This is a genomic window from Acidithiobacillus caldus ATCC 51756 (assembly GCF_000175575.2).
GTDB classification, from domain to species: Bacteria; Pseudomonadota; Gammaproteobacteria; order Acidithiobacillales; family Acidithiobacillaceae; genus Acidithiobacillus_A; species Acidithiobacillus_A caldus.
The window spans coordinates 2419042-2445450 of record NZ_CP005986.1; the positions used below are offsets into that span (position 1 = coordinate 2419042).

Annotated in this window: 26 protein-coding genes and 1 tRNA gene; 21 read left to right on the forward strand and 6 right to left on the reverse strand. The window is 63.9% G+C overall.

Annotated elements, in window-relative coordinates:
- Positions 1-43: 43 nt before the first annotated feature.
- The 4 genes from ACAty_RS11795 to ACAty_RS11810 form a co-directional block, all read right to left on the reverse strand.
- The gene (locus tag ACAty_RS11795; protein ID WP_004868876.1) at positions 44-787 is read right to left on the reverse strand and encodes an SDR family NAD(P)-dependent oxidoreductase; all 744 of its coding nucleotides are present in this window, start codon (positions 785-787) and stop codon (positions 44-46) included.
- Positions 788-859: 72 nt separating this feature from the next.
- Positions 860-2236, reverse strand: a complete 1377-nt coding sequence (locus ACAty_RS11800; protein WP_004868878.1) for an AMP-binding protein — start codon at positions 2234-2236, stop codon at positions 860-862.
- Positions 2220-2555 (reverse strand): hypothetical protein, encoded by a 336-nt coding sequence (locus ACAty_RS11805; protein ID WP_004868879.1) that lies wholly within the window; start codon positions 2553-2555, stop codon positions 2220-2222. The genes ACAty_RS11800 and ACAty_RS11805 overlap by 17 nt, the downstream gene beginning before the upstream one ends.
- Positions 2552-2956, reverse strand: coding sequence for a PAS domain-containing protein (locus tag ACAty_RS11810; protein WP_004868881.1), 405 nt, complete (start codon positions 2954-2956; stop codon positions 2552-2554). The genes ACAty_RS11805 and ACAty_RS11810 overlap by 4 nt, the downstream gene beginning before the upstream one ends.
- 127 nt (positions 2957-3083) lie before the next feature.
- Between ACAty_RS11810 and ACAty_RS11815 the strand changes: the two genes are divergently transcribed.
- The 7 genes from ACAty_RS11815 (at position 3084) to ACAty_RS11845 (ending at position 8068) form a co-directional block, all read left to right on the forward strand.
- The gene (locus ACAty_RS11815) at positions 3084-4028 is read left to right on the forward strand and encodes a MerR family transcriptional regulator (RefSeq protein ID WP_004868886.1); all 945 of its coding nucleotides are present in this window, start codon (positions 3084-3086) and stop codon (positions 4026-4028) included.
- Positions 4029-4111: 83 nt separating this feature from the next.
- Positions 4112-5173, forward strand: a complete 1062-nt coding sequence (locus tag ACAty_RS11820) for a CoB--CoM heterodisulfide reductase iron-sulfur subunit A family protein (RefSeq protein ID WP_004868887.1) — start codon at positions 4112-4114, stop codon at positions 5171-5173.
- Positions 5174-5192: 19 nt separating this feature from the next.
- On the forward strand, positions 5193-5390 hold the full coding sequence (locus ACAty_RS11825) for a hypothetical protein (protein ID WP_226824493.1): 198 nt from the start codon (positions 5193-5195) through the stop codon (positions 5388-5390).
- 51 nt (positions 5391-5441) lie between these two features.
- On the forward strand, positions 5442-6062 hold the full coding sequence (locus ACAty_RS11830) for a hypothetical protein (protein ID WP_004868891.1): 621 nt from the start codon (positions 5442-5444) through the stop codon (positions 6060-6062).
- A 12-nt stretch (positions 6063-6074) separates the two neighbouring features.
- Complete coding sequence (locus ACAty_RS11835; RefSeq protein ID WP_004868893.1) at positions 6075-6653, forward strand: DUF3833 family protein; 579 nt, start codon at positions 6075-6077, stop codon at positions 6651-6653.
- On the forward strand, positions 6650-7435 hold the full coding sequence (locus ACAty_RS11840) for an SDR family NAD(P)-dependent oxidoreductase (RefSeq protein ID WP_004868895.1): 786 nt from the start codon (positions 6650-6652) through the stop codon (positions 7433-7435). Before ACAty_RS11835 ends, ACAty_RS11840 begins: the two co-directional genes overlap by 4 nt.
- 75 nt (positions 7436-7510) lie before the next feature.
- On the forward strand, positions 7511-8068 hold the full coding sequence (locus tag ACAty_RS11845; RefSeq protein ID WP_004868897.1) for a YbhB/YbcL family Raf kinase inhibitor-like protein: 558 nt from the start codon (positions 7511-7513) through the stop codon (positions 8066-8068).
- A gap of 130 nt (positions 8069-8198) precedes the next feature.
- Here the strand turns inward: ACAty_RS11845 and ACAty_RS11850 are convergent, their stop codons facing one another.
- Together ACAty_RS11850 and ACAty_RS11855 are read right to left on the reverse strand one after the other, a co-directional pair.
- On the reverse strand, positions 8199-9323 hold the full coding sequence (locus tag ACAty_RS11850; RefSeq protein ID WP_004868898.1) for a ribonucleotide-diphosphate reductase subunit beta: 1125 nt from the start codon (positions 9321-9323) through the stop codon (positions 8199-8201).
- Positions 9324-9348: 25 nt separating this feature from the next.
- On the reverse strand, positions 9349-12186 hold the full coding sequence (locus tag ACAty_RS11855; RefSeq protein ID WP_004868900.1) for a ribonucleoside-diphosphate reductase subunit alpha: 2838 nt from the start codon (positions 12184-12186) through the stop codon (positions 9349-9351).
- A gap of 228 nt (positions 12187-12414) precedes the next feature.
- Here ACAty_RS11855 and tldD point away from each other — a divergent pair, with 228 nt between their 5' ends.
- The 14 genes from tldD (at position 12415) to nuoG (ending at position 26406) form a co-directional block, all read left to right on the forward strand.
- A complete protein-coding gene (gene tldD, locus ACAty_RS11860; RefSeq protein WP_004868902.1) occupies positions 12415-13860 on the forward strand; it encodes a metalloprotease TldD in 1446 nt (481 codons plus the stop codon).
- Between the two features lie 114 nt (positions 13861-13974).
- The gene (ftsH, locus tag ACAty_RS11865) at positions 13975-15894 is read left to right on the forward strand and encodes an ATP-dependent zinc metalloprotease FtsH (RefSeq protein WP_004868905.1); all 1920 of its coding nucleotides are present in this window, start codon (positions 13975-13977) and stop codon (positions 15892-15894) included.
- Positions 15895-15953: 59 nt separating this feature from the next.
- A complete protein-coding gene (gene folP / locus ACAty_RS11870; RefSeq protein ID WP_004868907.1) occupies positions 15954-16763 on the forward strand; it encodes a dihydropteroate synthase in 810 nt (269 codons plus the stop codon).
- Positions 16764-16766: 3 nt separating this feature from the next.
- The gene (glmM, locus tag ACAty_RS11875; protein ID WP_004868908.1) at positions 16767-18131 is read left to right on the forward strand and encodes a phosphoglucosamine mutase; all 1365 of its coding nucleotides are present in this window, start codon (positions 16767-16769) and stop codon (positions 18129-18131) included.
- Positions 18132-18198: 67 nt separating this feature from the next.
- Positions 18199-18978 (forward strand): triose-phosphate isomerase, encoded by a 780-nt coding sequence (gene tpiA, locus ACAty_RS11880; RefSeq protein ID WP_004868913.1) that lies wholly within the window; start codon positions 18199-18201, stop codon positions 18976-18978.
- 6 nt (positions 18979-18984) lie between these two features.
- Positions 18985-19392, forward strand: a complete 408-nt coding sequence (gene secG / locus ACAty_RS11885; protein WP_004868915.1) for a preprotein translocase subunit SecG — start codon at positions 18985-18987, stop codon at positions 19390-19392.
- Between the two features lie 34 nt (positions 19393-19426).
- Positions 19427-19512 (forward strand) — tRNA-Leu (locus tag ACAty_RS11890).
- Between the two features lie 119 nt (positions 19513-19631).
- Positions 19632-19988 (forward strand): NADH-quinone oxidoreductase subunit A, encoded by a 357-nt coding sequence (locus ACAty_RS11895; protein ID WP_004868918.1) that lies wholly within the window; start codon positions 19632-19634, stop codon positions 19986-19988.
- Positions 19979-20455, forward strand: coding sequence for a NuoB/complex I 20 kDa subunit family protein (locus ACAty_RS11900; RefSeq protein WP_004868919.1), 477 nt, complete (start codon positions 19979-19981; stop codon positions 20453-20455). Before ACAty_RS11895 ends, ACAty_RS11900 begins: the two co-directional genes overlap by 10 nt.
- A 3-nt stretch (positions 20456-20458) precedes the next feature.
- Positions 20459-21067 (forward strand): NADH-quinone oxidoreductase subunit C, encoded by a 609-nt coding sequence (locus ACAty_RS11905; RefSeq protein WP_038472284.1) that lies wholly within the window; start codon positions 20459-20461, stop codon positions 21065-21067.
- Positions 21051-22304 (forward strand): NADH-quinone oxidoreductase subunit D, encoded by a 1254-nt coding sequence (locus ACAty_RS11910; protein ID WP_004868924.1) that lies wholly within the window; start codon positions 21051-21053, stop codon positions 22302-22304. The genes ACAty_RS11905 and ACAty_RS11910 overlap by 17 nt, the downstream gene beginning before the upstream one ends.
- 4 nt (positions 22305-22308) lie before the next feature.
- On the forward strand, positions 22309-22800 hold the full coding sequence (nuoE, locus tag ACAty_RS11915) for an NADH-quinone oxidoreductase subunit NuoE (RefSeq protein WP_004868926.1): 492 nt from the start codon (positions 22309-22311) through the stop codon (positions 22798-22800).
- Positions 22790-24076 (forward strand): NADH-quinone oxidoreductase subunit NuoF, encoded by a 1287-nt coding sequence (nuoF, locus tag ACAty_RS11920; RefSeq protein WP_004868928.1) that lies wholly within the window; start codon positions 22790-22792, stop codon positions 24074-24076. The genes nuoE and nuoF overlap by 11 nt, the downstream gene beginning before the upstream one ends.
- Positions 24076-26406, forward strand: coding sequence for an NADH-quinone oxidoreductase subunit NuoG (gene nuoG / locus ACAty_RS11925; RefSeq protein ID WP_004868929.1), 2331 nt, complete (start codon positions 24076-24078; stop codon positions 26404-26406). The genes nuoF and nuoG overlap by 1 nt, the downstream gene beginning before the upstream one ends.
- Positions 26407-26409 lie beyond the last annotated feature (3 nt).

A 26409-nucleotide genomic window follows, 5' to 3' on the forward strand; every position in this document is an offset into this window, starting at 1 on the left:
GCACGACTCCGGCCCGCCTTGGCGGGCGGGGTTGCGGGTGCCTTCAGTTCGCCGTCACCAAGGGACGGATGGCCGTGAACCCACCATCCACCGGGAGGATCTGTCCGGTGATGTTGCCGTTTTCCGGGTCGACCAGGGTCAAGAGCATACGCGCCACCTGCTCCGCTGGAATCAGGCCACCCAAGGGATATTGCCGGGCGGCCAGTTCCCGCGACTGCGGGTTCCGCAGCAGATGTGCCGCCGCCCGACTGTCCATGAGACCCGAGGCCACGGCATTGACGCGAATGCCGTCGCGGGCGTGGGTGGCAGCCGCCGCCCGAACCATGGCCTCGAGGCCCCCTTTGGCCGCCGCTACGGCCTCATGGAAGGCCACCCCGATCGCGGCGACCACCGACGACACGAAGACAGCGGCGCCGCCGCCACCGACGCGCCGCCGTGCCGCAACGAAGGCGCGCAGAGTAAAAAAAGCGGAGTCCAGGTTGGCGGACAGACATTGGCGGTACTGCTGCTCCGAGGTCTGGCCAAGACCCGCCAGCAGGAAGGAACCCGCCAGATGTACCAGGGCATCCGGCACTGCCTGCGCTTCTTGCAGGGTCCGAAAGAGCGTGTCCGCCTCTTCCATCCGCGCGACGTCGGCACGCAACCAGCGGACTCCATCGGGCGCCGCGGTCGGCGGGGCTCCTCGACTCACGGCCAGGACTTCCCAGCCCTGAGCGATGGCCATGGGTATACAGACTTCCGCCAGTGCGCCACTTGCGCCGGTGATCAACAGTTTGCCTTTACTCATGCTCGTCTCTCTCCCGGTGTGCTGCGTCCATGGGTGCCATTCCCACAGCGGGGCTGCGGGATCTGGCCTTGCTCAAACCGTCCGACCCGCACCGGCAGCACCGCGGACGATGCCGCTCCAGTGCGCGTAGAGTTCACCGCGCTGTACCTTGCCACTGGGGCCAAGGTAGGGATCCCAGAAAGCCTCGCCCGCGATGCGCAGGGGGTAGGGTTCGTGCCAGCGCCGCCGCAGCGATGCCTCCTGCTGCGGGCCAGGATCGCCGTGCAGTCGCGCCAGGGCGAGGGGATGGCGGGCACCGGGACCACCGAGCACGAGCGTCGCAATCTCCGGGTAACTCGTCAGCAGACGCAACTCCTCCAGCTCTGGCTCGACGTTGCGGCCATCGGCCAGAACGAAGCGTGCATCGCGGCGTCCCAGCCAGTACCAGCAGCCGTCATCGCCACAGCGCACGACATCGCCGCTATCCACCCAGGCATCGCGCCGGATGGGATGCCAGTGGCCCGCCCGCCACTCCCCCAGCGCCTGGCCGGGTGAGCGGTAGTGCAGGGTACCGGCACGCTGCTCCACCTCCACCAGGGCGCGTCCGAGAAAGGCCGGACGAAAATCGCCGGGATCTCCCAAACAGACGCCCGGCCCCGCCTCGGTCTGCCCATAACCCACCCGCAACGCACTGCCGCGCAGGCGCCGGGCGAGCTCAGCCGAGATGGGCGCACCACCAACGATGCCGCCAGCCAATGCGCCGATCTGGGTGTCCTGCAACAGCGCCGCCACCCGCGGTACGACAAAGACGTGGGTAAAGGACTCCTGGCGGAAAGTGCCGAGCGCAGCGACCCGTAGGCTCGAGCCACGGGCAAGGGTGGGTAAAAGCTCCAGCACTCCGGCAAAGACGTGGGTCCAGGGCAGACAATTACGGACAAGACTGTCGCGCTCCAGGGCAAGCCGGGGCAGATGGCTCTGTACCTGCCAGAGCAGGGCCGCGTGGGTGAGCCCGAAGACGCGCGGCGCGTGCATGCTGGCGGAAGTCCACAACATCAGCGCCAGGTCCTCGGGATCCAGCGGCGCCTCACCTCGCCGTTCTTGCCGTCGCGTATGTACGCGTCCAAGGCCGTGCCAGATCAAAAGGTCCGGCCTCAGGGAATCCACGGCACTGACCGTCTGCGCGCCGCGCCACGCCGGCAGAGGACAAAAAATGCCGTCCAGCATCCAGGTCGCGAGCAGGGTGGCGATATAGATGGGGCTATTGGGTAGCTGGACGGCCACCCGCGGGCGCTGGGGCAGAGACAGGCGGCGCCAGTGACTGGCCAGACGCCGCGCCCAGGCCCAGAGCGCCGGCCCTGGCCAGATCCGGGCTCCCCCAGCGGGGTCCGGCGTCTGCCACTCCAGGGCGAAGCCGCTGTGCAGACCCGCCTCGAGGATCTGCAGCAGCGCCTCCCTAGTCGACGTGCTCATGCTCGTCCACGAAACGCAGCAGGCGTCCGATACATGCCCGTACCTCGACACGGACGCCCTCGGGCAGCTGCGCCTCCAGGGCGGCAACATGGGCGTCGATTTCCTGCAGCGTCGCGCTCTGCTCCGCCGTCAGGAAGCCCCGACCGTCGCCTTGGTAGGCGTTGTTCAGCAGATGCCAGACACCACGCAGGATCAGGTAGGACAGGAATTGCTGCTCCCCTTCCAGCCCTTGGGTGTGGAAATTCTGGGCGCGCAGGATCTCCATCCACTCCAGAAAGTCGGTGAGGGTATAGCTGGATACTTCCAGGGCTGCGTTCATCCGAGATCCTCGAACAAGGGTATGACGCGGTCGACGAAGAGGAAAACCAGGGGACTCTGTGCCGGTCGGTACAGCATGTGGATGTGGGCGGAGACGGGCCGGATTCGGTAGGTAAAGGTATAGAAGAAATGCTCGTCGAGGCTGCCCCGCTCCAGACCTGCCCGAAAACGGCCGCGGAACAATCGGCTTGCGGTACAGGGCGCGACGTCGTCAAAAAAGGAATGGTTGAGCACCTCACTGGCCGGCAAGCCACTGAGTCGCTCCTCCGCCTTGTTGAAGATTCGTACGATCGCCTGGACATCGAGGCCGATGATGCCAAAGCTCTGCTGATCCGCGAGGGCCTGATTCAGGCTGTCCAGATGCTCGCTAATAGCCTGTGGGACAAAACCTTTCCTGGGCATCTGCGAGTCACCCACGGCGTCGATCGGTAACGGTCAAGCTGCCTTGTGCCATTTTTGTCCAAGCTTGGGTAAAATGAAAAGCCTGAGCGAAGGGTAACCCGCCCGTCCGCAATGTCAAGGTACCGTCTTGGACAAAACAAATACACAGCAACCCGAACACCCCGACGACACGCCCCAGTTCCCCATCAGTGTGGTGGAACAGGAAACCGGCATATCCAAGGAGCTGCTGCGCATGTGGGAACGGCGCTATGGATTTCCGGTGCCGACCCGGGATGCCGCCGGTAACCGGCTGTACAGCCGCCGTCAGATCCTGCGCCTGCACGACATCAACCGGCTTCTGGGAGCCGGCTACCGGCCCGGCTTCGTCGTTGGCGCCGATCCGCAGCGTCTGGAGCGCCTCCTGCGCGAGATCCCCAGCCCGGCCACCGCCAACCCGCGCGCCCATCCGGCCCTGGACAAGGCCTGGAGAGCCCTTGCGGAGATCGATCTGCGCGGACTGCGCCACCTGCTGCGGCAGGAGCTGGCCCGAGAGGGTGCACAGGACTGGGTCATGGAACTGGCTGCCCCCCTCCTCCACCGCATGGCGCGCAGCCGCTTGGATGAGAGCCTGCCCACTTTTGTCGAGCGGGCGGCCCAGGAACTGTTGCTGGAAACCCTGGAATTGGCCGCCGCCCAAATTCCACCCGCACCCGAGGACAGCCTGCGGATTCTGCTCATGAGTCTTCCCGGCGAGGGGCGTCCCCTGGAACTGCAGATGACGCGCATCCTGCTCCTGGGCAAGGGTGTGGACGTGCTTTTTCTGGGCCCGGAACCGCCCCTGGAAGACGTGCTCCCCTGCCTGCAGCACTGCCCGGTCCACGTCGTGCAGCTCGCCATTTCCGCTGCCTCCGTAAACGGTGACAGTCGTCAGTGGATTAGACAGATCCAGGACAGTATCCCGCCCAGCATCAGCCTCTGGCTGAGCGGCAGCGGTGCCGCCGAATTGAAGGAGACCCACAACGGTCCCTGTTTTGCCCGACTCCAAGAGCTGTTGAGCGCCGTCGAGCACTGGAATCCGGGCAATCTCGGCTGACCACATTTTGTATAGTACAGACAGTTGACACGGCAGCGTGGGGCTCCTACACTTTCATCGTGACGACAGCGGAGGATCTCTTCATGGCACGTCACGACACGGTTTTGGTAGTAGGGGCGGGCCCGGCGGGTCTGTCGGCGGCGGCCACGGTGGCGGCCATGGGCAAGAAGGCGGTCATCGTCGAGAAGGAAGACGTGCTTGGCGGCGCCCCCATCATCTCCGGCTATTCCAAGCTGGTGCCCTCGGGCGAGTGGGCCAAGGACGCCATCGGCCGCATGGTCAGCCGTGTGGACGGCAATGGCAACGTCAGCATCCACAAGTCCACCAAGGTGACTCAGCTGGATGGCGAGGCCGGTAATTTCACGGCGCACCTGAGCAATGGCCAGCAGGTGGAAGCGGGCAGCATCGTCCTGGCCACGGGCTTTACCCATTTCGATTCCATCAACAAGCCCGAGTGGGGCTTCGGTACCTACGAAGACGTCCTCACCACCACCCAGATGGAGCAGATGGTGGGTACCGGCCAGATTCGCTGTCCGTCCGACGGGCGCGTGCCCGAGCGGGTGGCCATTCTGCTGTGCGTCGGCTCCCGCGACCGGCAGATCGGCCGCGAGTGGTGCTCCAAGATCTGCTGCACCGTCTCCACCAACCTCGCCATGGAGATCAAGGAGCTGTCGCCTTCCACGGACGTGTTCATCTACTACATGGACATCCGCACCTTCGGGCTCTACGAGGACAAGTTCTACTGGAAGAGCCAGGAAGAGTACAAGACCAAGTTCGTCAAGGCGCATATCGCCGAGGTGACCAAGTCCCCGGACGGTCGGCTCCTGGTCAAGGGTGAGGACACCTTGGTCAAGCGCCCCATCGTGATCCCCATGGACATCGTGGTGCACGCCATCGGCATGGATCCCAACGCGCTGAATCCCGAGATTGCCAAGGTCTTTGGCGTTGGTCTTGAGAAGCACGGCTTCATCGACCGCGCCGAGCAGTACACCAACAGCCAGGGCACGACGCGCAAGGGCATCTACGTTTGTGGCGCCGCCACGGGTCCCGAGACCATCGACGACTCCATCGCCCAGGGTCAATCGGCGGGCTCCCGCGCGGTGGCGGATCTCTATCAGGCGGCTGCCCTCGCCGTCAACGCCTGAGGAGGAAACCGCCGTGGATATGCGCAGAAGCTATCTCACTCAAGCGTTGGTTTGGTTCGTGGCGGCCGTGGTGTTTCTGGCCATCGGCAGCTCCGCCGAGCCCCTATGGCTGGTGAACGGTCTGATTCTGTTCATTCTCTCCCTATCCCGCGCCGCGCAATGGACGCTTGCCGAGCGTCTCGAGCCGGTGCCGGTTGGAAAAGTTTTCAAACGTTGATTCTGGTGGCCTTTGGGGAGCGCTTGCTCCCCTTTTTTTCAGGAGGACTCTATGCGATCCAACGAAAAATGGTTTGATCAGGCAACGACTTGGTTATTGTGTCATCCCCGCTTCCTGGGGATTCGGGCAGCGATTTTTCTGGCCTATGCCCTGGCGGTTGTCTTGTTCGCCCATCAGTGGCTGGTGCTGACCCTGGGCTTTTTTGCTGCATACAATCTTGGCCACGGCATTTTCTGTCTGTGGCACAATTTGCGCAGTGGGGCTTCGATTTCCGTCCTACGCGGCCTCATCTGGCGCTCCTGCGCGGATGTCGCCGTGGGTACCAGCGTCTTGGTCGGATTGTTCTCCGGAGCGGCCATGTCCGCGCTGATGCTCGTCGCCGGTATTTGGTTCTTGGGCGCGGCCATCCTCGAATTCCGCTGGCTCATGCACAACCACCGAAATTGGGAACACTTTTTTGTGAGCGCCCTCGCGCTGTATTTGCCCTTTGCCTATCTGCTCCAGATACTTTTTGTACTGGGCCGGGGATCGAGCAGCGTCGATCTCTTCAGCGTGAATGCCATGGCCATCGCCCTGGCGGCGGCTGCCCTTGCTGCCCTCGCCGCGACCAATCTCCCGGCTCGTCGACATCGGCGTCCCACTGTGCGATATAGTCTGGTAACGCAAGCCTGAGGAGCGCGCGACTTGACCGGACCCCAGAACTACTCGAGTAAAATTCGTTCCTATGGCCAATCCGTACCGGAGTTCCGCCTCGATGGGTTCTTCCGCGGACCAAGTGTCGCCACCGGGATCTTTCAGGATCGCCGCGGGCGGGTCCGCAATCGCTTCGTCATGCATCTGCTGGGCGATTGGGAGGGCGAGCGGGGTAGCTTGAGCGAGCGCTTCCTTTTCCTGGACGATCGCGGCCAGGCCACGACAGCGGAGCGCCTCTGGCAGCTGAGGCTCGAGGATGACGATCACTTCATTGGCACCGCCAGGGGCAGTGCCGGTGATATCGTCGGTGAGGCCACGGGCGAACGTCTCGGTTATGCCATGCACTGGCGTTATCGGGTGCGTCAGCCCGTGGGTGACAAGTTCTATACCCTGAGCGCCGACGACTGGATGTATCTCATCGACACCGATCACGTCATCAACCGCACCCGGATGTTCTTTCTGGGCTTTTTCATTGGCGAGGTGAGTATCGAGATCCATCGTCTGGCCGATACACCGGACAACCGTGCCGCCATGGAGCGCTGCCCAGCCCCTGGCGAGCCCATCCGATGAACACCGACTTCTGGCGTGGCAAGCGCTGCTGGCTGGTGGGCGCGAGCTCCGGCATCGGCGCCGCCTGTGCCCGGGCGCTGGCCGATGCGGGGGCTCGCGTTGCCATCAGTGCGCGCGATCAGGCCGCCCTGGATGCCCTGTTGGCAGAACTCCCACAGGGCACGGCAGAGGCGTCCAGCGCGCATCTCGCCGTGGCCGTGGATGTCCGCTCCGACACGGCTGTGGCCAGTGCCTGGGAGCGCGTCCACGGGGTCTGGGGCGGCGTCGATCTGCTCCTGTACCTGGCGGGTAACTACCTGCCCGCCAGGTCGTGGGACCTGGACGTCGGGCGCGCCCAGGACATTCTCGATATCAATTATCTGGGGGCACTGCGCGCGGTGTCTTGTGTGCTGCCCGGTTTCCTTGCGGCAGGGGCTGGCCACATCGCCCTGACCTCCAGCGTCGCCGGCCTGCGCGGTCTGCCCAAATCCCTCTACTACGGCCCCAGCAAGGCGGCGCTCACCCACCTTGCCGAGATTCTGCGCCTGGATCTGGAATCGCGGGGCGTGCGGATACAGGTCATTCACCCCGGTTTCGTGGCCACCCCCCTCACGGCACAGAACGACTTTGCCATGCCTCACCTTCTCCAGCCGGAGGAGGCGGCGCAATTGCTGCTGCGCGGGCTGGAACGCAAGGCCTTCGAGGTCCATTTTCCGAAGGCCTTTACGCGCCGCTTTCACTGGCTGCGCTGCCTGCCCTACTCCTGGTACTTCCCCCTCATTCGCCGCGCCACCGGTCTCTAGACGTCCCGGCGGCGGCAGACCTCGCAGCACTCGTCTAGACTGTAGGGGTGTGTTCGTTGCAAAGGAGATCCGCCCATGGCCGTAGAGATGAAAGTATTCAGCACCGGAATCGATCCCCAGGACTGGATTCCCGAGCGCTTCACCAAGCCTGGCGGCGGCGTGACCCCGCCCATCTTCTGGCAACATCTGCCCGAGAAGACGCGCAGTCTCGTCCTGCTCATGGAACACCGTGAGGCCAAGCCCGAAGCACGCGTCTTTTGGCTCGTCTACGATATCCCGCCCAAAGCGGAGGGCATCCACGAGGGCGGGCCTCTGCCCGCTGGAGCCAAAGTCGGTCGCAACAGTTTTGGCGAGGTGGGCTACCGGCCGCCCGAGGCCAGCGCCGACCGCTCCCTGCAGCATTACGACTTCCTGTTGCTGGCAACGGATCTGGCCAGCCTCGGCTTGCCCGAAGGCGCCGATTGGGAGGCGGTGAAGCAGGCCCTGAAGGGTCATCACGCACCCGAGGATCTGGCACCGCCGCCAGCCATCGACGTCCGCGCCCGTGAGTTGCACCCCTTAAGCCACGTGCTCGACCATGCGGAATTCTCGGGGCACTTTGCGCTGGACATCGACGCACCGGCAAAGACCTGAGCCAGCCAAAACGCAGAGCGCGGCACGCCCAGGCTTCGGGCATGCCGCATCGCGGCAGGAAGGCCCGCAGCAAGATCCCTTGGATGGAAGCCCTTGCGCCGTGAAGATTCCTCGGGTCTGGGTACCCGCCTCAATCCCAGCTCAAGGCACCGCCCGTCTGATATTCCGTTACCCGGGTCTCAAAAAAGTTCTTTTCCTTTTTGAGGTCCATCATCTCGCTCATCCAGGGGAAGGGGTTCTGGATGCCGGCCCACTGGACCGGAAGCCCTAGCTGCTGGAGGCGACGATTGCCGATATATTTGACGTAGTCCTTGAAGATCGGTGCGTTCAGACCGAGAACTCCCCGGGGCATGGTGTCGTCGGCGTAGGCGCATTCCAGTTCAACACCCTTGCGGATGAGGGAGACGATCTCTTCCTGAAAGGGCTCCGTCCACAAGTCCGGATTTTCCACCTTGATCTGGTTGATGAGGTCGATGCCGAAATTGCAGTGCATGGACTCATCGCGCAGGATGTACTGATACTGCTCCGCCGCACCCACCATCTTGTTTTGCCGACCCATGGCCAGGATTTGGCTGAATCCCACATAAAAGAAGGTCCCTTCCATGATGGCGGCGAACACGATGAGGGAACGCAGCAGTTTCTGATCGTTCTCGGGCGTACCGGTGTGGAAGGAGGGATCGGTCAGGGTGCGGATGAAGGGCAGGAGAAACTCATCCTTGGCCCGGATCGAGGGCACCTCATGGTACATATTGAAGATCTCGCCCTCGTCGAGGCCAATGGACTCGACGATGTACTGGTAGGCGTGGGTGTGGATGGCCTCTTCGAAGGCCTGCCGCAAGAGATACTGGCGGCACTCGGGCGCCGTGATGTGGCGATAGGTGCCGAGGACGATGTTGTTGGCGGCCAGGCTGTCGGCCGTGGTGAAAAAACCGAGGTTGCGCTTGACGATGCGCCGCTCGTCCTCCGTCAGGCCCTTGGGGTCTTTCCACAGGGCGATGTCCCGGGCCATCTGCACTTCCTGGGGCATCCAGTGGTTGGCACAGGCGGCCAGGTATTTGTCCCAGGCCCAGTGGTACTTGAAAGGCACGAGTTGGTTGACATCGGCGCTACCGTTGATGATGCGCTTGTCCTCGGCCCGTACCCGCTCGAAGCTCTGCGCCTCGATGCTCCCGTCCCGGCCAAGATCCGGGTGTTCCTTGTACGCAGGCAGGACGCGCACGGGATCGGGGCGGCTGGTTTCTTCGAAATTCAACATGGTTCGTGCTCCTCGTCGGATGGGTTCACTGGCAGGCTTCGCAACCGGGATCTTCGATGGCACAGGCTTTCACCTGTCCGGGCACGGCGTTGAGCACGCCCTTGCTCACCGTCGACTTTTCCGCAGCGGTCGCCCCCAGAGAGCGCAGGTAGTAGGTGGTCTTCAGACCACGTCGCCAGGCCAGGCGATAGGTCTCATCGATCTTTTTGCCCGAGGGCTGACCGAAGTAGAGGTTGAGACTCTGGGACTGATCCAGCCACTTCTGACGCCGGGCCGCCGCTTCCACCAACCACTGCGGATCGATCTCGAAGGCGTTGGCGTACAGCGGCTTGAGGGCCTCCGGAATACGGTCGATGGGCACGACGGAGCCGTCAAAATATTTGAGATCGTTGACCATGACCTCGTCCCACAGATCGGCCGCCTTGAGATCGCGCACCAGATAGGCGTTGACCACGGTGAACTCACCGGACAGGTTCGATTTCACGTACAGGTTCTGGTAGATGGGCTCGATGCCCTGGCTGACGCCGACGATGTTGGATATGGTGGCGGTGGGGGCGATGGCCAGACAGTTGCTGTTGCGCATGCCACCTTTCACCTTGGTGCGCAGGCTCTCCCAGTCCAGACGCTGGCTACGGTCCACATCGACACCCGCCACCCGACTACGGGCCAGTAACTCGATACTGTCCAGGGGCAGGATTCCCTGACTCCACAGGGATCCGGGAAAACTGCGATAGCTCCCCCGCTCCCGGGCGAGATCCGCCGAGGCATCGATGGCATGGTAACTGATGAGTTCCTGGCTGATGTCGGCAAACTCTACCGCTGCCTGGGAAGCGTAGGGAATGCGCAGGGCGAGGAGCGCATCGGAGAAACCCATGAGGCCAAGGCCCACGGGCCGATGACGCAGGTTGGAATTGCGCGCCTTGGCGACGGCGTAGTAATTCATGTCGATGACGTTGTCCAGCATGCGCATGGCCACCCGCACCGTCCGCGCCAGCTTGTCCGTATCCACCAGGGCCAGGAGTTCATCGGCGCTGGCCTCCGTGCGCAGACCCTGGCCTGGCAGGCCGGCACGGAGATGGGCGACGAGGTTCACGGAGCCGAGGTTACAGACGGCAATTTCCTTGTCGCTGGTATTCAGGGTGATCTCGGTACAGAGATTGGAGCTGTGCACCACGCCCACGTGTTGTTGTGGACTGCGCAGGTTGCAGGGATCCTTGAAGGTGATCCAGGGGTGGCCCGTCTCGAAGAGCATGGTCAGCATCTTGCGCCAGAGCTGCAGAGCCGGCAGGCGCTTGAAGAGGGTAATCTCACCGGCATCGGCGAGGCGCTCGTAGTGCTCGTAACGCTCCTTGAAGGCCTGCCCCGTCAGATCGTGCAGATCGGCCACCTCATTGGGGCTGAACAAGGTCCACTGGCCATTGGCCTCTACCCGCTCCATGAAGAGATCGGGGATCCAGTTGGCGGTGTTCATGTCGTGGGTACGGCGCCGGTCATCGCCGGTGTTCTTGCGCAGCTCCAGAAACTCCTCGATGTCCAGATGCCAGGTTTCGAGATAGGCGCAGACCGCCCCCTTGCGCTTGCCACCCTGGTTGACGGCCACGGCGGTGTCGTTGACCACCTTCAAAAAGGGCACGACCCCCTGCGACTTGCCGTTGGTGCCCTTGATATAGGAGCCCAGCGCCCGCACCGGCGTCCAGTCGTTGCCGAGGCCACCGGAATATTTGGACAACAGGGCGTTGTCCTTGATGGCCTCGTAGATGCCGTCCAGATCGTCCGCCACCGTCGTCAGGAAACAGCTGGACAGCTGCGGGCGCAGGGTGCCGGCATTGAACAGGGTCGGGGTGGAACTGACGAACTCAAAGCGCGACAGCACCTCGTAGAAGGCAATGGCCTGCTCTTCGCGATCGATTTCTTCCAGCGCCAGACCCATGGCCACCCGCATCCAGAAGGCCTGGGGCAGCTCGATGCGCCGCTCACGCACGTGCAGGAAATAGCGGTCGTAGAGGATCTGCAGGCCGAGATACTGAAAATCCAGATCCCGCTCCGGCCGCAAGGCGGCGGCGATCCGATCCAGGTCGAACTGCGCCAGACGCGGATCGAGGAGCTCGTGCTGGATACCCGTGCGCAGATAGTCCTTGAAATATTCGGGATAGCGCTGCGCCATCTCGGCATGGGTGGCTGGCTCGCCCAGCACCTCGCGGCGCACACGGTCCAGCAGCAGGCGGGCGGTGGCATGGGCATAGGCGGGATCCTGTTCGATCAATACCCGACAGGCGAGGATGGGCGCCTGGAAGAGCTCCTCCTCACTGATTCCGTCGTAGAGGTTGCGCTGCGTGGCCTGGAGAATGGCGTCCACGGACACGGCCTCACCCAGACCGCTGCAGGCCTCACCGATCACCTGGCGCAGACGCTCCAGATCCAGGGGCTGTTCCGAGCCGTCGGCGTGGCGCACCCGCAGGATCGGGGCACTGGCTGGGCTGGCCTCGCGCTTCTGCGCCCGCTCGCGCGCGCGCTCCTCGCGGTAGAGCACGTAGGCCCGCGCCACCTCGTGTTCGCCAGCACGCATCAGGGCCAGCTCCACCTGATCCTGAATGTCCTCTATGTGCAGCGTACCGCCCCCTGGCTGGCGTCGCTCGAGGGTCTCCACCACCTGTGCCGTGAGGCGGCCGACCAGATCGCGTACCCGGGCGCTGGCCGCGCCGGTACCACCGTCCACGGCCAAGAAGGCCTTGGTCATGGCCACCTGAATCTTGCTGGCGTCGAAGGGTACCACACTGCCGTTACGGCGGATCACACGATACCGACCGAGGTCGGCGCGCACTTCCAGGGCTTCGGACTGGGCACTGCGGGCAGGCGAGGACATGCTGCGATTCTCCTTGGGTTCTGGACCGGACCTTGGCGTTTCTCAACTAAATATAGTCCTCTGATCTTTTCTGTCAACTAGATATTGTGTGGATAAGCCGGTTGACGACCCCTGGAAAAGCTGTGGACGAACCCTCCGCCGTGGTCTCGCGACTTAGCTTAGTTTTATACTTGTTCTAGATTATCCGGAGGTGCATACTGTCGTAGATGCCCGCTCAGGAGAATCCCCATGTCGCAATCCGCCCTCGAAATCGCCAAGGCCACCCTGCTCGCCCCCGGGAACATCGGCGAGCCGGCACTGGAGCGGGTCTTTGCCCAGCTGTCGCGACGGGCGCTGGATGATGCCGATCTGTATTTCCAGTACAGCCGCAGCGAGGGTTTCAGCCTGGAAGAGGGAGTGGTCAAATCGGGCTCGCACCACATCGAGCAGGGTGTCGGCGTACGCGCCATTCAGGGGGAGCGCCAGGGCCTGGCCTACTCCGATGAGATCGCTGTGGACGCCCTGTTGGGCGCAGCCGAGGCCGCGCGCGCCATCGTTCACCACAGCGGTGAGCAGCGCTCCCTGGTGTGGCAGCGGCGCCAGGGTCTGGAACTCTACCCGCCCGTCGACCCCCTTGCGGATCTGGCGAGCGAGGAAAAGGTGGCAGTGCTGGAGCGGGTCGAGGCGGCGGCACGGGCGGCGGATCCGCGCGTGGTTCAGGTCATGGCAAGCCTCAGTGCCCGCTTCGAGGCGATCCTGGTGGCGCGCCTGGATGGCAGCATGGCGGCGGACGTCCGGCCTCTGGTGCGTCTCAATGTGTTGGTCATCGTCGAATCCGGAGGGCGGCGAGAACAGGGCACGGCAGGCGGCGGTGGGCGCAGCGACTACCGTAGCTTCCTCGCTGGCGGCGCCGCGGAGCACTACGCCCGCGAGGCCGTGCGCCAGGCCCTGGTGAATCTGGAAGCGCGCGACGCTCCCGCCGGTACCATGGACGTGGTGCTTGGGCCGGGCTGGCCGGGCATCCTCCTGCACGAGGCCATCGGCCACGGTCTGGAAGGGGATTTCAATCGCAAGGGGACCAGTGCCTTCAGCGGTCGCGTGGGCGAGCGGGTGGCCGCCCCCGGAGTCACCGTGGTGGACGACGGCACCCTGAGCGGGCGCCGCGGCAGCCTCAATGTCGACGACGAGGGCACTCCGACCCAATGCACGGTGCTCATCGAGGACGGATTTCTCAAGGGTTACCTGCAAGATACCCTCAATGCCCGGCTGATGGGTACGCACTCCACTGGCAACGGACGCCGGGAGTCCTATGCCCACCTGCCCATGCCGCGCATGACCAATACTTACATGCGCGCCGGGGACCGCGATCCCCGTGAAATCATCGCCAGCGTCAAGAAAGGCCTGTATGCAGTGAACTTCGGCGGCGGCCAGGTGGACATCACCAACGGTAAGTTCGTCTTCTCGGCGTCGGAGGCCTATCTCATCGAGAATGGGCGCATCACCCATCCCGTGAAAGGGGCAACCCTCATCGGCAACGGCCCCGATGTACTCACCCGGGTCGAGATGGTCGGCAACGATCTGGCCCTGGATACGGGGGTAGGCACCTGCGGCAAGGATGGTCAGAGCGTGCCCGTGGGCGTCGGTCAGCCGACCCTGAAAATTCGCGATCTTACGGTGGGCGGGACGCAGGGATGAACGGCGTCTTGACTATCCTGGATTTGCGGTTGTCAGTATCGAGTTACCGGGATACACTCCTTATTGCTCTGGGTTTTTTACCCTGTCTAAGCTCCCTTCGGGGGAGGTGAATAGATGAACAACGTTTTCAAGAATGTACTGCTTTGGGTGGCCATAGGCGTCATCTTGATGCTGGTCTTTCAAAACCTCAACACGAGTACGAAAGCGCCGGCCCAGGCCATGAACTTCTCCACCTTCGTCAGCAGCATCAAGCAGGGGCAGGTGGCGGATGTCACCATCGACGGCAACCACTACACGGGTTCGCTGAGCTCCGGGCAGAAATTCAGTGTCTACGCGCCCAAGGACGACAGCAGCCTGGTCAAAGAGTTGCTGGCGGCTGGGGTCAAGATCGACGTGAAGCCGCCGGAAGGCCAGTCGTTGTTGCTTTCCATACTCATCTCCTGGTTCCCCATGTTGCTGCTCATTGGCGTCTGGATCTTCTTCATGCGCCAGATGGGAGGCGGCGGTGCCGGTGGGCGCGGAGCCATGAGCTTCGGCCGGAGCCGGGCGCGCATGCTCACGGAGGAGAACAACAAGATCACCTTCGCGGACGTGGCCGGTGTTGAAGAGGCAAAGGAAGAGCTCGCGGAAATCGTCGACTTCCTCCGCGATCCCCAGAAATTCCAGCGGCTGGGCGGACGCATCCCCAAGGGCGTTCTGTTGATGGGCTCGCCGGGTTCCGGCAAGACCCTGCTCGCCCGGGCCATTGCCGGCGAGGCGCGGGTACCCTTCTTCTCCATCTCCGGTTCCGATTTCGTCGAGATGTTCGTCGGCGTCGGTGCCTCGCGTGTACGCGACATGTTCGAGCAGGCCAAGAAACATGCACCCTGCATCATCTTCATCGATGAGATCGATGCCGTCGGCCGGCAGCGGGGTGCGGGACTGGGCGGTGGTAACGACGAGCGTGAGCAGACCCTCAACCAGTTACTGGTGGAGATGGACGGCTTTGAGGGCACCGAGGGCATCATCGTCATCGCCGCCACCAACCGGCCGGACGTGCTCGACCCTGCCCTGCTCCGTCCCGGTCGCTTCGACCGTCAGGTGACGGTGCCTCTGCCGGACATTCGCGGTCGGGAGCAGATTCTGCAGGTGCACATGCGCAAGGTACCCATCGGTCCCGATGTCGATCCCAAGGTCATCGCGCGCGGGACGCCGGGTTTCTCCGGTGCCGACCTTGCCAACCTCGTCAACGAGGCGGCCCTCATGGCGGCTCGCAAGAGCAAACGTCTGGTGGACATGCACGATTTCGAGGACGCCAAGGACAAGGTCATGATGGGCGCCGAGCGCAAGTCGGTGGTCATGAGCGACAAGCAGCGCGAGACCACGGCCTACCACGAATCGGGCCACGCGGTGGTGGCCAAGCTCCTGCCGGGTACCGATCCCGTGCACAAGGTCACCATCATCCCGCGCGGACGCGCCCTGGGGCTCACCATGCAGTTACCGACGGAGGATCGCTTCAACTACGAGCGCCAGGAGATCCTGAACAACATCTCCATCCTCATGGGCGGGCGCATTGCCGAAGAGGTCTTTCTCAACCAGATGACCACGGGCGCCGGCAACGACATCGAGCGGGCCACGGACCTGGCTCGCAAGATGGTGACCCAGTGGGGCATGTCCCAGATCGGCCCCATGGTCATCGGCGAGAAAGAGGAGGAAGTATTCCTTGGCCGAGAGGTCACCAAACACAGCAACGTCTCGGAGCAGACCGCCCAGACGGTGGATGCGGAGGTGCGCAACATCATCCAGGAACGGTATCAGGTGGCGCGCAACCTCATCGAAGAAAACCGGGACAAGGTGGAGATGATGGCCAAGGCTCTGCTGCGCTTCGAGACCCTGGATGCCAACCAGGTGAACGATATCATGGCCGGGCGTGATCCGCGTCCGCCAGCGGATAGCTCCGGCAGCAGTCCGGCCGTCAGCAACCAGCCCAACAGTGTGGGTAGTGCGGGCGCCAATGGCGTGCCGAACCTGAATCCGGGGGGACACCCCGTTTAGGCATGGCGGCGGCGAACCCCGCCCTAGGGCGCTCCCGGTGGCTGGAGCGCCCTTCTGTTATGGGCATACTGAACGCCACCCCCGATTCCTTCTCCGACGGCGGCAAACACGTGTCGGTGGACGCCGCTGTGGCACGTGCGCGCACCTTCCTCGCCCAGGGCGCCGACATCATCGATATCGGTGCCGAATCGACCCGCCCCGGCGCGCCGGACGTGGATGAAAAAACCGAGATGGCGCGCCTGCTGCCCGTCGTCGAGGCAGTGGCAGCCAGCATCCCCCTCCCCATCTCCATCGATACCCGCCGCGCGCGGGTGATGCGGGCCGCGCACGCTCTCGGTGCACGCATGATGAACGACGTCAGCGCCCTGCGCGACGATCCCGATTCCCTGCGCACTGTGGCCGAACTCGATCTCGATGTCTGTCTCATGCATCGACGCGGCACGCCCCAGACCATGCAGCAGCAGACGGATTATGCGGACGTGGTAACGGAGATACGCGATTTTCTGGCCGAGCGTGTGCGCGCCTGTCGGGCCGCGGGCATCGCCGCCGAGCGCATCGTCCTGGACCCTGGGATCGGCTTTGCCAAGGATCTGGACGGCAACCTGCGCCTTCTGCGTGGCCTCGATGCCCTGCAGCGCTTGGGTTTTCCCCTGCTCGTCGGTGTTTCGCGCAAGGGCTTCATCGGCACCCTCACGGGCGAGGCAGAACCAGCGGCACGAGACCCGGGCAGTGTTGCCGCTGCCCTTTGGATTTCGGCACGGATCGGTCCGGCCATCTTGCGCGTGCACGATGTGGGGGCTACGGTACAGGCGCTGCGAGTGTGGGCTGCCCTCGACGCAGACGGGGATCCGGATTCAAGGAAAGGATAAGACATGGCACGACAGTTTTTTGGTACCGACGGCGTCCGCGGACGGGTGGGCGACCTGCCCATGCACCCCGAGTGGGTGTTGCGTCTGGGCTGGGCGGCGGGGCATGTGCTCACCGCCGGGGCCCAGGGACGGCCGCGGGTCGTCATCGGCAAGGACACCCGCCTGTCCGGCTATCTCCTGGAGTCCGCCCTGGAGTCGGGCCTCGCCGCCGCCGGCGTGGACGTGCTCCTCGTCGGCCCCCTGCCCACTCCCGCCATCGCCTACCTCACGCGCACCCTGCGGGCCGATGCGGGAATCGTCATCAGCGCCTCCCACAATCCCTTCCCCGACAACGGCATCAAGTTCTTTTCCGGTGATGGCCTCAAACTTGCCGACGAGATCGAAGAGGCCATCGAAGCGCGCATGAACCTGCCTCTGACCTTGCCCGAGGCGGATCGCCTGGGCAAGGCGCGGCGCGTGGACGATGCCGCCGGACGTTATGTCGAGTTCTGCAAAACGACCTTCCCCAGCCATCTCGACCTACGCGGTTTGCGCCTCGTATTGGATTGTGCCCACGGCGCCACCTACAAGGTCGCGCCCATGGTGTTTGCCGAACTCGGCGCCCAGATCGAGGCCATCGGCGTGCAGCCCGATGGCCTCAACATCAACGCCGAGGTCGGCTCCACCGCACCCGAACTCCTGCGCAGCCAGGTAGTGGCCAGCGGCGCCGACATGGGGATCGCCTTCGATGGCGACGGCGATCGTCTGCTCCTGGTGGACGGCGAGGGCGAGCTCTGGGACGGCGACAGCATCCTCTGGCTGCTGGCAGGCGCCATGCGCGAGGCCGGCACCCTGAACGGGGTGGTGGGCACGCTGATGAGTAACCTTGCCTTGGAGCAGGCTTTCGCGGATTGGGGAGTGCCCTTCGTCCGGGCGGCGGTGGGCGACCGCTACGTGCTCGAGCAGATGCGCGCCCGCGGCTACCCCCTGGGAGGCGAATCGTCCGGGCATATCATCACCCCCGCCAATACCACCGGCGACGGTATTCTCGCCGCCTTGCAGGTGCTCGCCATCGTGCAGCAGCGGCGCCAGCCGCTGCACGCCCTGCGCGGCGACTTTCGTCTCGCGCCCCAGATCCTGCGCAGTCTGCCCATAACCGACGCGCGCGCTTTCGTGCAGCGTGCCGATGTGCAGGAGGCCATCCGCCGCACCGCCGCCGAGCTTGGCGGGCGCGGCCGGCTCCTGGTGCGCCCGTCGGGGACCGAGCCCCTGCTGCGGATCATGGTGGAGGCCTCGGATCACGCGACGGCCGAGGCTGCGGCAACCGGCCTTGGTGAGCGTCTTACCCTGCTCTACCACGAACAAACCAGGGCTTGCGCCTCAAATTGACCGCCCTGGGCAGAGTCTTTACACTCGTCGCCTTGTTTAGGAAACAGCGATAAGAGGAAACCGACGCGTGCGCCCCATCATGGTAGCGGGAAATTGGAAGATGCATGGCCTCAGTGCCGATGCCCAGCATCTGACCCAGTCCATATTGGACGCGGGTCTCGAGCCCACCGTGCCGGAGGTCGTCCTCTTTCCCCCTTTCACGCTCCTGCACACCGTAAGCCAGGTGGCCAAGGGTACCGCCCTGCGCTGGGGAGGACAGAACCTGTTCTGGGAAAACCAGGGCGCCTACACCGGTGAGATCTCCGGTTCCATGCTGCGCGACATGGGCTGCCGCTACGTCCTCGTGGGGCACTCGGAACGGCGCCAGCTCTTTGGCGAAACGGATGCCGTCGTCCTGCGCAAGGCGCAGGCAGCCCTGCACACCGGCCTGATACCGGTCATCTGTGTCGGCGAGACCGGAGACGAACGCCAAGAGGGAAAGACCAATGCCGTGTTGCGGCGTCAGATCGAGGCCTTGACGCCGGTGCTGGAACACCAGGGCGGGGGACATCAACCGCACCTGGTGCTGGCCTACGAACCGGTGTGGGCCATCGGTACCGGCCTGACCGCAACGCCCGAGCAGGCCGAAGAGGCACACGCTTTCATCCGCTCCCTGGTGGCAGAACACACTCCGGCACTGGCCAAAAAGCTGCTCATTCTCTACGGCGGCAGCGTCAAGGCGAACAACGCCGCAGCACTCTTCGCCGCCGAGGATATCGACGGTGGTCTCGTGGGTGGCGCCTCCCTGCAGGCCGGCGAGTTCATCCAGATCTGTCGAGCCGCGCACAGCGTCGGTCGAGGAGTCTAAGGCGACATGTACGATTTTCTCTTGATTCTGCAGGTCATCATCTGCGTGGTATTGGTGGGTCTCGTACTGATCCAGAAAGGTCAGGGCGCGGACATCGGCGCCGTGTTTGGCGGCGGTGGTTCCCAGACCGTATTTGGTGCGCGCGGTGCCGGTAATTTCCTTAGCCACACTACGGCGGTGGTAGGAGCGCTGTTCTTTCTCAACAGCTTGGGACTGGCTTACCTTTCCGACCACGCGAGCCGCTCCGTGAGCTCCGGCATCGCCCTTCCGGCGGCGTCGGCGCCGGCTGCCGCGGCTCCCGCAGCGGCGGCTACAGGCTCCAGCACTCAGGCCGGCGCCAGCGCCCAGGCTCCAGCCTCGGCAACGACGTCCGCGTCCCAAGCCCCGTCCAAAGAGGTCACCCACAAGCCTTGACCTTGGTCTTGGAGCATGAGACATTTGTGTCATAGCCGAAGTGGTGAAATCTGGTAGACACACCGTCTTGAGGGGGCGGCGGCGCAAGCCATGCCGGTTCGAGTCCGGCCTTCGGCACCAAACACAGCCCGCGTGGCTGTTTTTTTGTCTCTGGGCTTTTCCACGGCATTGATTATACAGATAAAAATTATTTTATGACTTCCTGGTGAAGTCCGGAATTCGGCGGAGGGGTGTAGCGGATGTTGGATCACTATCTACCCGTACTCATTTTCTTGCTGGTTGCCCTGGTGGTGGGTATCGTGCCGCTGTGGCTGGGATCCAACCTCGGCCCCAAACGGCCGGACAGCGAAAAACTCTCCCCCTACGAATGCGGTTTCGAGGCCTTCGAGGATGCGCGCGTCAAATTCGACGTGCGGTATTACCTGGTCGCCATCCTTTTCATTCTGTTCGATCTGGAAATTGCCTTTCTTTTTCCCTGGGCCGTGGTCTTTGACGCCATCGGTGTGACGGGTTTCCTTGCCATGATGATTTTTCTGGCCATTCTCGTGGTCGGTTTCATCTACGAGTGGAAGAAGGGAGCGCTGGAATGGGAATAGAGGGAGTCCTCGAGAAGGGGTTTGTCACCACCAGCATCGACACGGTAGTCAACTGGAGTCGTACCGGATCCCTGTGGCCCATGACCTTTGGGCTCGCCTGTTGCGCGGTGGAAATGATGCACGCCGGCGCCGCCCGCTACGATCTGGACCGCTTCGGCATCATCTTTCGTCCGAGCCCAAGACAGTCGGACGTCATGATCGTCGCCGGTACCCTGGTCAACAAGATGGCTCCCGCCCTGCGTAAGGTCTACGATCAGATGCCCGAGCCACGCTGGGTGGTGTCCATGGGCTCCTGCGCCAACGGTGGCGGCTATTACCACTATTCCTACAGCGTGGTGCGCGGTTGCGACCGCATCGTGCCGGTGGACGTCTATGTCCCGGGCTGCCCGCCAACGGCAGAGGCTCTGCTCTTTGGACTCATCCAGCTGCAGAAGAAAATCCGCCGCACCAACACCATAGCCAGGTAAACGATGAGCGAGAGCATGAACGATACCAGCCAGATCCTTCTGGCGGAGTTGGGTCAGCTGGTGCGCCACTGTCGGGTGGATCGCGCTGAGCTCACGCTGGAGCTGGAGCGGGACGGCCTGCTGGAGAGCCTGCGCTTCCTGCGCGACGACCCCCGCTGTGACTTTCAGCAACTCATCGACCTCTGTGGCGTGGACTACGCCGAGTACGGCGACGGAAGCTGGAGCGGGCCGCGCTTTGCCGTGGTCTACCACCTGCTTTCCCTGAACCACCACCAGCGCCTGCGGGTGCGCGTGTATCTGGATGAGGAGCTGCCGATAGTCCCCTCGGCGGTGGAGATCTGGCCAGCGGCCAATTGGTTCGAGCGGGAAGCCTTTGATCTGTTCGGGTTCCTGTTCGAAGGACACCCCGACCTGCGGCGCATACTGACGGACTACGGTTTCGTGGGTCACCCGTTCCGCAAGGATTTTCCCCTCGTGGGGACGGTGGAGATGCGCTACGACGCGGACCAGCGTCGCGTCGTCTACGAGCCCACCCGCACAGAAGAACGGGTCGTGGTACCGCGGATAGTGCGGATCGGTGAGGAGGGCCGTTACGATGCCGGAAATCAATAACTTCACCATGAACTTCGGGCCGCAACATCCGTCGGCCCACGGTGTCCTGCGCCTCGTCCTGGAGCTGGATGGGGAGGTCATCGAGCGGGCCGACCCACACATCGGCCTGCTCCACCGCGCCACCGAGAAATTGGCCGAACACAAGACCTACCTGCAGAATCTCCCCTACATGGACCGTCTCGACTACGTGTCCATGATGTGCAACGAGCATGCCTACTGTCGCGCGGTCGAAAAGCTGCTGGGGGTGGAAATACCCATCCGCGCCCAATACATCCGTACCCTCTTCGATGAGATCACCCGCATCCTCAACCACCTCCTGTGGCTGGGTGCCTACGCCCTGGACGTCGGTGCCATGAGCGTCTTTCTGTACTGCTTCCGCGAGCGGGAGGACCTCATGGACGTCTACGAGGCGGTCTCCGGAGCACGCATGCACGCTGCCTACTACCGTCCGGGCGGCGTCTACCGCGACCTGCCCGAGCGCATGCCCCAGTACGAGCCCTCGCCCTACCGCGATGCCCGGCGTCTGGCGGAACTCAATGCCAACCGGCAGGGCAGCGTCCTGGATTTCATCGAGGATTTCACCCGCCGCTTTCCGGGCTACGTGGACGAGTACGAGACCCTGCTCACGGACAACCGCATCTGGAAACAGCGCACCGTCGGCATCGGTGTGGTCAGCCCCGAGCGCGCCATTGCCCTGGGCTTTACCGGTCCCATGCTGCGCGCCAGCGGTGTCGCCTGGGATCTGCGGCGCAGCGAGCCCTACGCCGCCTACGCCGACCTCGACTTCGACATTCCCGTGGGCAAGGAGGGAGACTGCTACGACCGCTACCTCGTGCGCGTTGCCGAGATGCGCCAGAGCAATCGCATCATCGCCCAGTGTGTGGATTGGCTGCGCCGTAACCCGGGGCCCGTCATAGTCGACGACTACAAGATTGCCCCGCCACCGCGGGAGACCATGAAGACCAGCATGGAAGCCCTGATCCACCACTTCAAGCTCTTCACCGAGGGTATGGCGGTACCGCCCGGCGAGGTCTACGCCGCCGTCGAAGCGCCCAAGGGGGAATTTGGCATCTATCTGGTCTCCGACGGTGCCAACAAGCCCTACCGCATGAAGATCCGGGCACCGGGATTCGCGCACCTGGCTGCCATGGACGAGATGGCCCGCGGCCACATGATCGCCGACGTCGTGGCCATTCTCGCGACCATGGACATCGTTTTTGGCGAAATCGACAGGTAAAGCCATGCTTACGGAAAACGCCCTTGCCGCCATCGCCGCCGAGCGGCGCAAGTATCCTGTCGATCAGGCCCGCTCTGCCCTGCTCGCGGCCCTGCGCATTGCCCAGGAAGAGCACGGCTGGCTGCCCACGGAGCTCATCGAGGAGGTGGCCGAGGTGCTGGGGATACCGAGTATTCAGGCCTTCGAGGTCGCCACCTTTTACACCATGTACGACCTCAAACCCGTGGGCAAGCACAAGCTCTGTGTGTGCGGCAGCGTTTCCTGCTTTCTCAATGGCTCCGACGATATTCTGGCGCACCTGCAGAAGCGTCTGGGTATCGGCATCGGCGAGACCACGGCGGACGGGCTCTTCACCCTGCAGGAAGTGGAGTGTCTGGGCGCCTGCAAGGACGCCCCGGTCCTGCATCTGGGCGACCGCTACGTTGAGCATCTGACCCCGGAGGGTGTGGACGCCCTCATCGAGCAACTGCGCGGAGGATCGAGCGATGTACGTTAACGGCGTTACCCTCAAGAATCGCGGGATCCCGGATTCCCATCGCCTGTCGGTCTATGAGTCGACGGGCGGCTACCAAGCCCTGCGCAAGATCTTTGCCGAAGGCATCACGCCTGAGCAGGTGATTGCCGAGATGAAGACCTCTGCCCTGCGCGGGCGTGGTGGCGCGGGTTTTCCCACGGGCCTCAAATGGAGTTTCATGCCCAAGGGGGTGTCGGGCACCAAGTATCTGCTCTGCAACGCCGACGAGGGGGAACCCGGCACCTGCAAGGATCGCGATATCATGCGCTACGAGCCGCATCGGCTCATCGAGGGCATGATCATCGGCGCCTATGCCATGGGCGCGCGTGCCGGTTATATCTTCATCCGCGGTGAGTTCATCGAACCCATCCGTCGGGTCGAGGCGGCCCTGGAGGAGGCCTACGCCGCGGGCTTCTTGGGAGAACGTATCCTCGGACAGGAGTTCTCCTTCGACCTGTACGTCCACCGCGGTGCCGGCGCCTACATCTGTGGAGAGGAAACGGCGCTGATGGAGGCTCTGGAAGGCAAGAAAGGCCAGCCACGCTTCAAGCCGCCCTTCCCGGCCAGCTATGGTCTGTACGGTCGCCCCACCACCATCAACAACGTCGAGACCTTTGCCTCGGTGCCCGACATCATCGTCCGCGGCGGCCAGTGGTTTCTCGATCTCGGCAAGGCCAACAACGGCGGTACCAAGATATTTTCGGTGACCGGTCAGGTGCAGCGCCCAGGCAATTATGAAGTGCCCATGGGCACCCCTTTTCCGGAACTGCTGGACATGGCCGGCGGCCTCCATCCGGGTCGGAGCCTCAAGGCGGTGATCCCCGGTGGGACCAGCACCGCCATGCTCGCCGGTGCCACCATGATGGAATGCACCATGGACTACGACTCCATCGCCAAGGCTGGCTCGGCCCTGGGGGCCGGCTCGGTCATCGTCATCGACGACAGCGTCTGTATCGTTCGCGTAGTGGAGCGTATCGCCCGCTTCTACATGCACGAGTCCTGCGGTCAGTGCACCCCCTGTCGCGAGGGTATGGGCTGGCTGTGGCGGGTCATGCACCGCATCGAAAATGGTCAGGGCCGCGCCCAGGACATCGACCTCCTTCTCAATGTCGGCGCGCGTATCGAGGGCCGTACCATCTGCGCCCTGGCCGATGGGGGGGTGGCGCCGGTGGTCAGCTCCATCAAACTCTTCCGCGATGAGTACGAGCACCACATCCGCCATGGCCAGTGTCTGGTGGGACAGCGGAGGGCCGCCTGATGCCACACATCGAGATCGATGGCCGGGAACTGGACGTCGCCGCCGGTACCACCATCCTCGAGGCGGCGCGACAGCTGGGTATCTACATCCCGGTCTTCTGCTACCACCCCAAGTTGTCCATCGCCGCCAATTGCCGCATGTGTCTGGTGGACGTGGAGAAGCAGTGGAAACCTCTGCCCGCCTGCGCTACCCCCTGCGCCGACGGCATGAAGATCCAGACCCGCTCGGCCAAGGCGAAGGCGGCGCAGCAGGGGGTCCTGGAGTTCCTGCTCATCAATCATCCCCTGGATTGTCCGGTCTGTGACCAAGGGGGCGAGTGTCCACTGCAGGACATCACCATGGGCTACGCCAATCCCCACAGCTTCTATCAGGAGGAGAAGCGGGTCGTAGCGGACAAGGACATCGGCCCACTCATCGCCACGGAGATGACCCGCTGCATCCAGTGCACCCGCTGCGTGCGCTTCGGTCAGGAGATCGGCGGCATCATGGAACTGGGGGTGGTCGGCCGCGGCGAAAAGGAAGCCATCAGCACCTACGTGGCCAAGGCCGTGTCGTCGGAGCTGTCGGGCAACATGATCGACCTCTGTCCCGTCGGCGCCCTGACCAGCAAACCCTTTCGGTACAAGGCGCGCTCCTGGGAACTGAAGCACACCCCAAGCCTCTGTCCGCACTGCTCCACGGGCTGCAACACCGACGTGCAAAGCCTGGGCAAGGACGTGCTGCGGGTGTTGCCACGCGCCAACGAGAGCGTCAACGAGGAATGGATCTGCGACAAGGGCCGCTTCGCCTACGCCGGGCTTGCGGCCAGCGACCGTGGCCAGACTCCCCTGCTGCGCGTCAACGGTAGCCTGCAACCGGCCAGCTGGGCAGAAGCCCTCGAGGTGGCTGCGGCGGGTCTGGAGCACCTCATCCAGAAACACGGTCCGCAGGCCATCGCCGCACTCATATCCCCCAATAGCAGCAACGAAGAGCTTTTTCTTTTTCAGGCGCTCTTTCGCGCGCTGGGCGTGGCGCACATCGAGCATCGGCTGCGGCAGACGGATTTCCGCGCCGACGCCGCCATGCCCCTCTACCCCGCCCTCAACATGAGTCTCGAGGACCTGGAACGGGAGCGCACCGTTCTCCTCTGCCATGCCTTCCCGCGGGAGCAGCAACCCCTGACCAACCACCGCCTGCGCAAGGCAGCCCTGGCGGGTGCCGAGATCTACGCCATCAACACCGTACTGCGGGAATTCAACTTTCCGGTGCAGGGAATCTTCTCGGAGACCGGAAACGATCTCGGCCTCTACCAGCGCCTCGAGGAGCTATTGCGCGGTGCCACGGCGCAATCCCACGAGGGAGCGCTGGCGCGCTTGGCCACGGCCCTGCGCACGGCGGAGGACCCGCTGTTGCTCATCGGTAACGACGCCCTGCAGCATCCCCGGGCCGCCGAACTGCTGCTGGCCATCCAGCGCGTTGCCGCGCTTGCCGGGGCCCGGACCGGCTGGCTTGCCAACGCCGCCAATGCCGCCGGTGCCTGGCTTTTGGGCTGCGTTCCCCAGCGCCGGCCCGGGGGCGCGAGCGTGGCGGGGGATCGCAGCCCCACCTGGTCCAACGCCCACAAGGGCTTTGTGCTCTACGGTGTGGAGCCGACGTACGATAGCCTGGATGCAGAGGCAGCGCGGCACGCCTTGGGGCAGGCAGAATTCGTGCTGGCCCTTGGCCATTTCACCGGCCACCTGCCGGATTCGGTCCAGGTCTTCCTGCCCCTGGCCAGCTGGGCTGAGAGTGCCGGCAGCTTCATCAACAACGAGGGGCGTCTGCAACACTATCGGGCCGCGGTGGCACCCGTGGGCGAGGCCCGTCCGGGCTGGAAGGTGCTGCGTGTGCTGGCCGATCATCTGGGCATCGCCGGCCTCGCCTTCAACGATCTCGAGGAGGTTCAGGCCGCCTGGCACGGCACTCTGGGGGATTTCCCCTTGGATGTGCCCGCCTTTGGCACCTTCCCAGAGCTGGCAATGGCCGCCGCCGAGCCGCTGCCCGAGGGCGATCTACGCCTACTCGGGGACTGGACCATCTACACGGCCGATCCTCTGGTCCGCCGCGCGAACCCCCTGCGCCGGCGCGCAGCCTGCCGCATGCACCCCGACGACATCGAGGCGCGGGGCTTGGGCAGCGTGGTGGAATTGCAAAGGGCGGGAGGTGCCCTGGTTGCCCTGCCACTGCTGGCGGACGCGGGGATTCCCCGGGGCTCCGTGTGGTTGCCGCTGGGAACGGCCGAGAGCGTTGCCCTGGGTGGCGTGGCAGGATCCTGTGCAGTGGGCCGCGCGGCGCGGCGACAAGCGGTCTGAAGG

Bases quoted from the DNA above. Each gene is read 5' to 3' on its own strand.
- ACAty_RS11905 (WP_038472284.1), top strand. From the start codon at position 20,459: ATGAGCGAGAGCATGAACGATACCAGCCAGATCCTTCTGGCGGAGTTG.
- ftsH (WP_004868905.1), top strand. From the start codon at position 13,975: ATGAACAACGTTTTCAAGAATGTACTGCTTTGGGTGGCCATAGGCGTC.
- ACAty_RS11795 (WP_004868876.1), bottom strand. From the start codon at position 787: ATGAGTAAAGGCAAACTGTTGATCACCGGCGCAAGTGGCGCACTGGCG.
- nuoF (WP_004868928.1), top strand. From the start codon at position 22,790: ATGTACGTTAACGGCGTTACCCTCAAGAATCGCGGGATCCCGGATTCC.
- ACAty_RS11830 (WP_004868891.1), top strand. From the start codon at position 5,442: ATGCGATCCAACGAAAAATGGTTTGATCAGGCAACGACTTGGTTATTG.
- folP (WP_004868907.1), top strand. From the start codon at position 15,954: ATGGGCATACTGAACGCCACCCCCGATTCCTTCTCCGACGGCGGCAAA.
- nuoE (WP_004868926.1), top strand. From the start codon at position 22,309: ATGCTTACGGAAAACGCCCTTGCCGCCATCGCCGCCGAGCGGCGCAAG.
- nuoG (WP_004868929.1), top strand. From the start codon at position 24,076: ATGCCACACATCGAGATCGATGGCCGGGAACTGGACGTCGCCGCCGGT.
- ACAty_RS11845 (WP_004868897.1), top strand. From the start codon at position 7,511: ATGGCCGTAGAGATGAAAGTATTCAGCACCGGAATCGATCCCCAGGAC.
- ACAty_RS11800 (WP_004868878.1), bottom strand. From the start codon at position 2,236: ATGAGCACGTCGACTAGGGAGGCGCTGCTGCAGATCCTCGAGGCGGGT.
- ACAty_RS11840 (WP_004868895.1), top strand. From the start codon at position 6,650: ATGAACACCGACTTCTGGCGTGGCAAGCGCTGCTGGCTGGTGGGCGCG.
- tldD (WP_004868902.1), top strand. From the start codon at position 12,415: ATGTCGCAATCCGCCCTCGAAATCGCCAAGGCCACCCTGCTCGCCCCC.
- ACAty_RS11805 (WP_004868879.1), bottom strand. From the start codon at position 2,555: ATGAACGCAGCCCTGGAAGTATCCAGCTATACCCTCACCGACTTTCTG.
- ACAty_RS11910 (WP_004868924.1), top strand. From the start codon at position 21,051: ATGCCGGAAATCAATAACTTCACCATGAACTTCGGGCCGCAACATCCG.
- ACAty_RS11895 (WP_004868918.1), top strand. From the start codon at position 19,632: ATGTTGGATCACTATCTACCCGTACTCATTTTCTTGCTGGTTGCCCTG.
- ACAty_RS11825 (WP_226824493.1), top strand. From the start codon at position 5,193: ATGCGCAGAAGCTATCTCACTCAAGCGTTGGTTTGGTTCGTGGCGGCC.
- ACAty_RS11820 (WP_004868887.1), top strand. From the start codon at position 4,112: ATGGCACGTCACGACACGGTTTTGGTAGTAGGGGCGGGCCCGGCGGGT.
- ACAty_RS11855 (WP_004868900.1), bottom strand. From the start codon at position 12,186: ATGTCCTCGCCTGCCCGCAGTGCCCAGTCCGAAGCCCTGGAAGTGCGC.
- ACAty_RS11900 (WP_004868919.1), top strand. From the start codon at position 19,979: ATGGGAATAGAGGGAGTCCTCGAGAAGGGGTTTGTCACCACCAGCATC.
- ACAty_RS11850 (WP_004868898.1), bottom strand. From the start codon at position 9,323: ATGTTGAATTTCGAAGAAACCAGCCGCCCCGATCCCGTGCGCGTCCTG.
- glmM (WP_004868908.1), top strand. From the start codon at position 16,767: ATGGCACGACAGTTTTTTGGTACCGACGGCGTCCGCGGACGGGTGGGC.
- secG (WP_004868915.1), top strand. From the start codon at position 18,985: ATGTACGATTTTCTCTTGATTCTGCAGGTCATCATCTGCGTGGTATTG.
- ACAty_RS11810 (WP_004868881.1), bottom strand. From the start codon at position 2,956: ATGCCCAGGAAAGGTTTTGTCCCACAGGCTATTAGCGAGCATCTGGAC.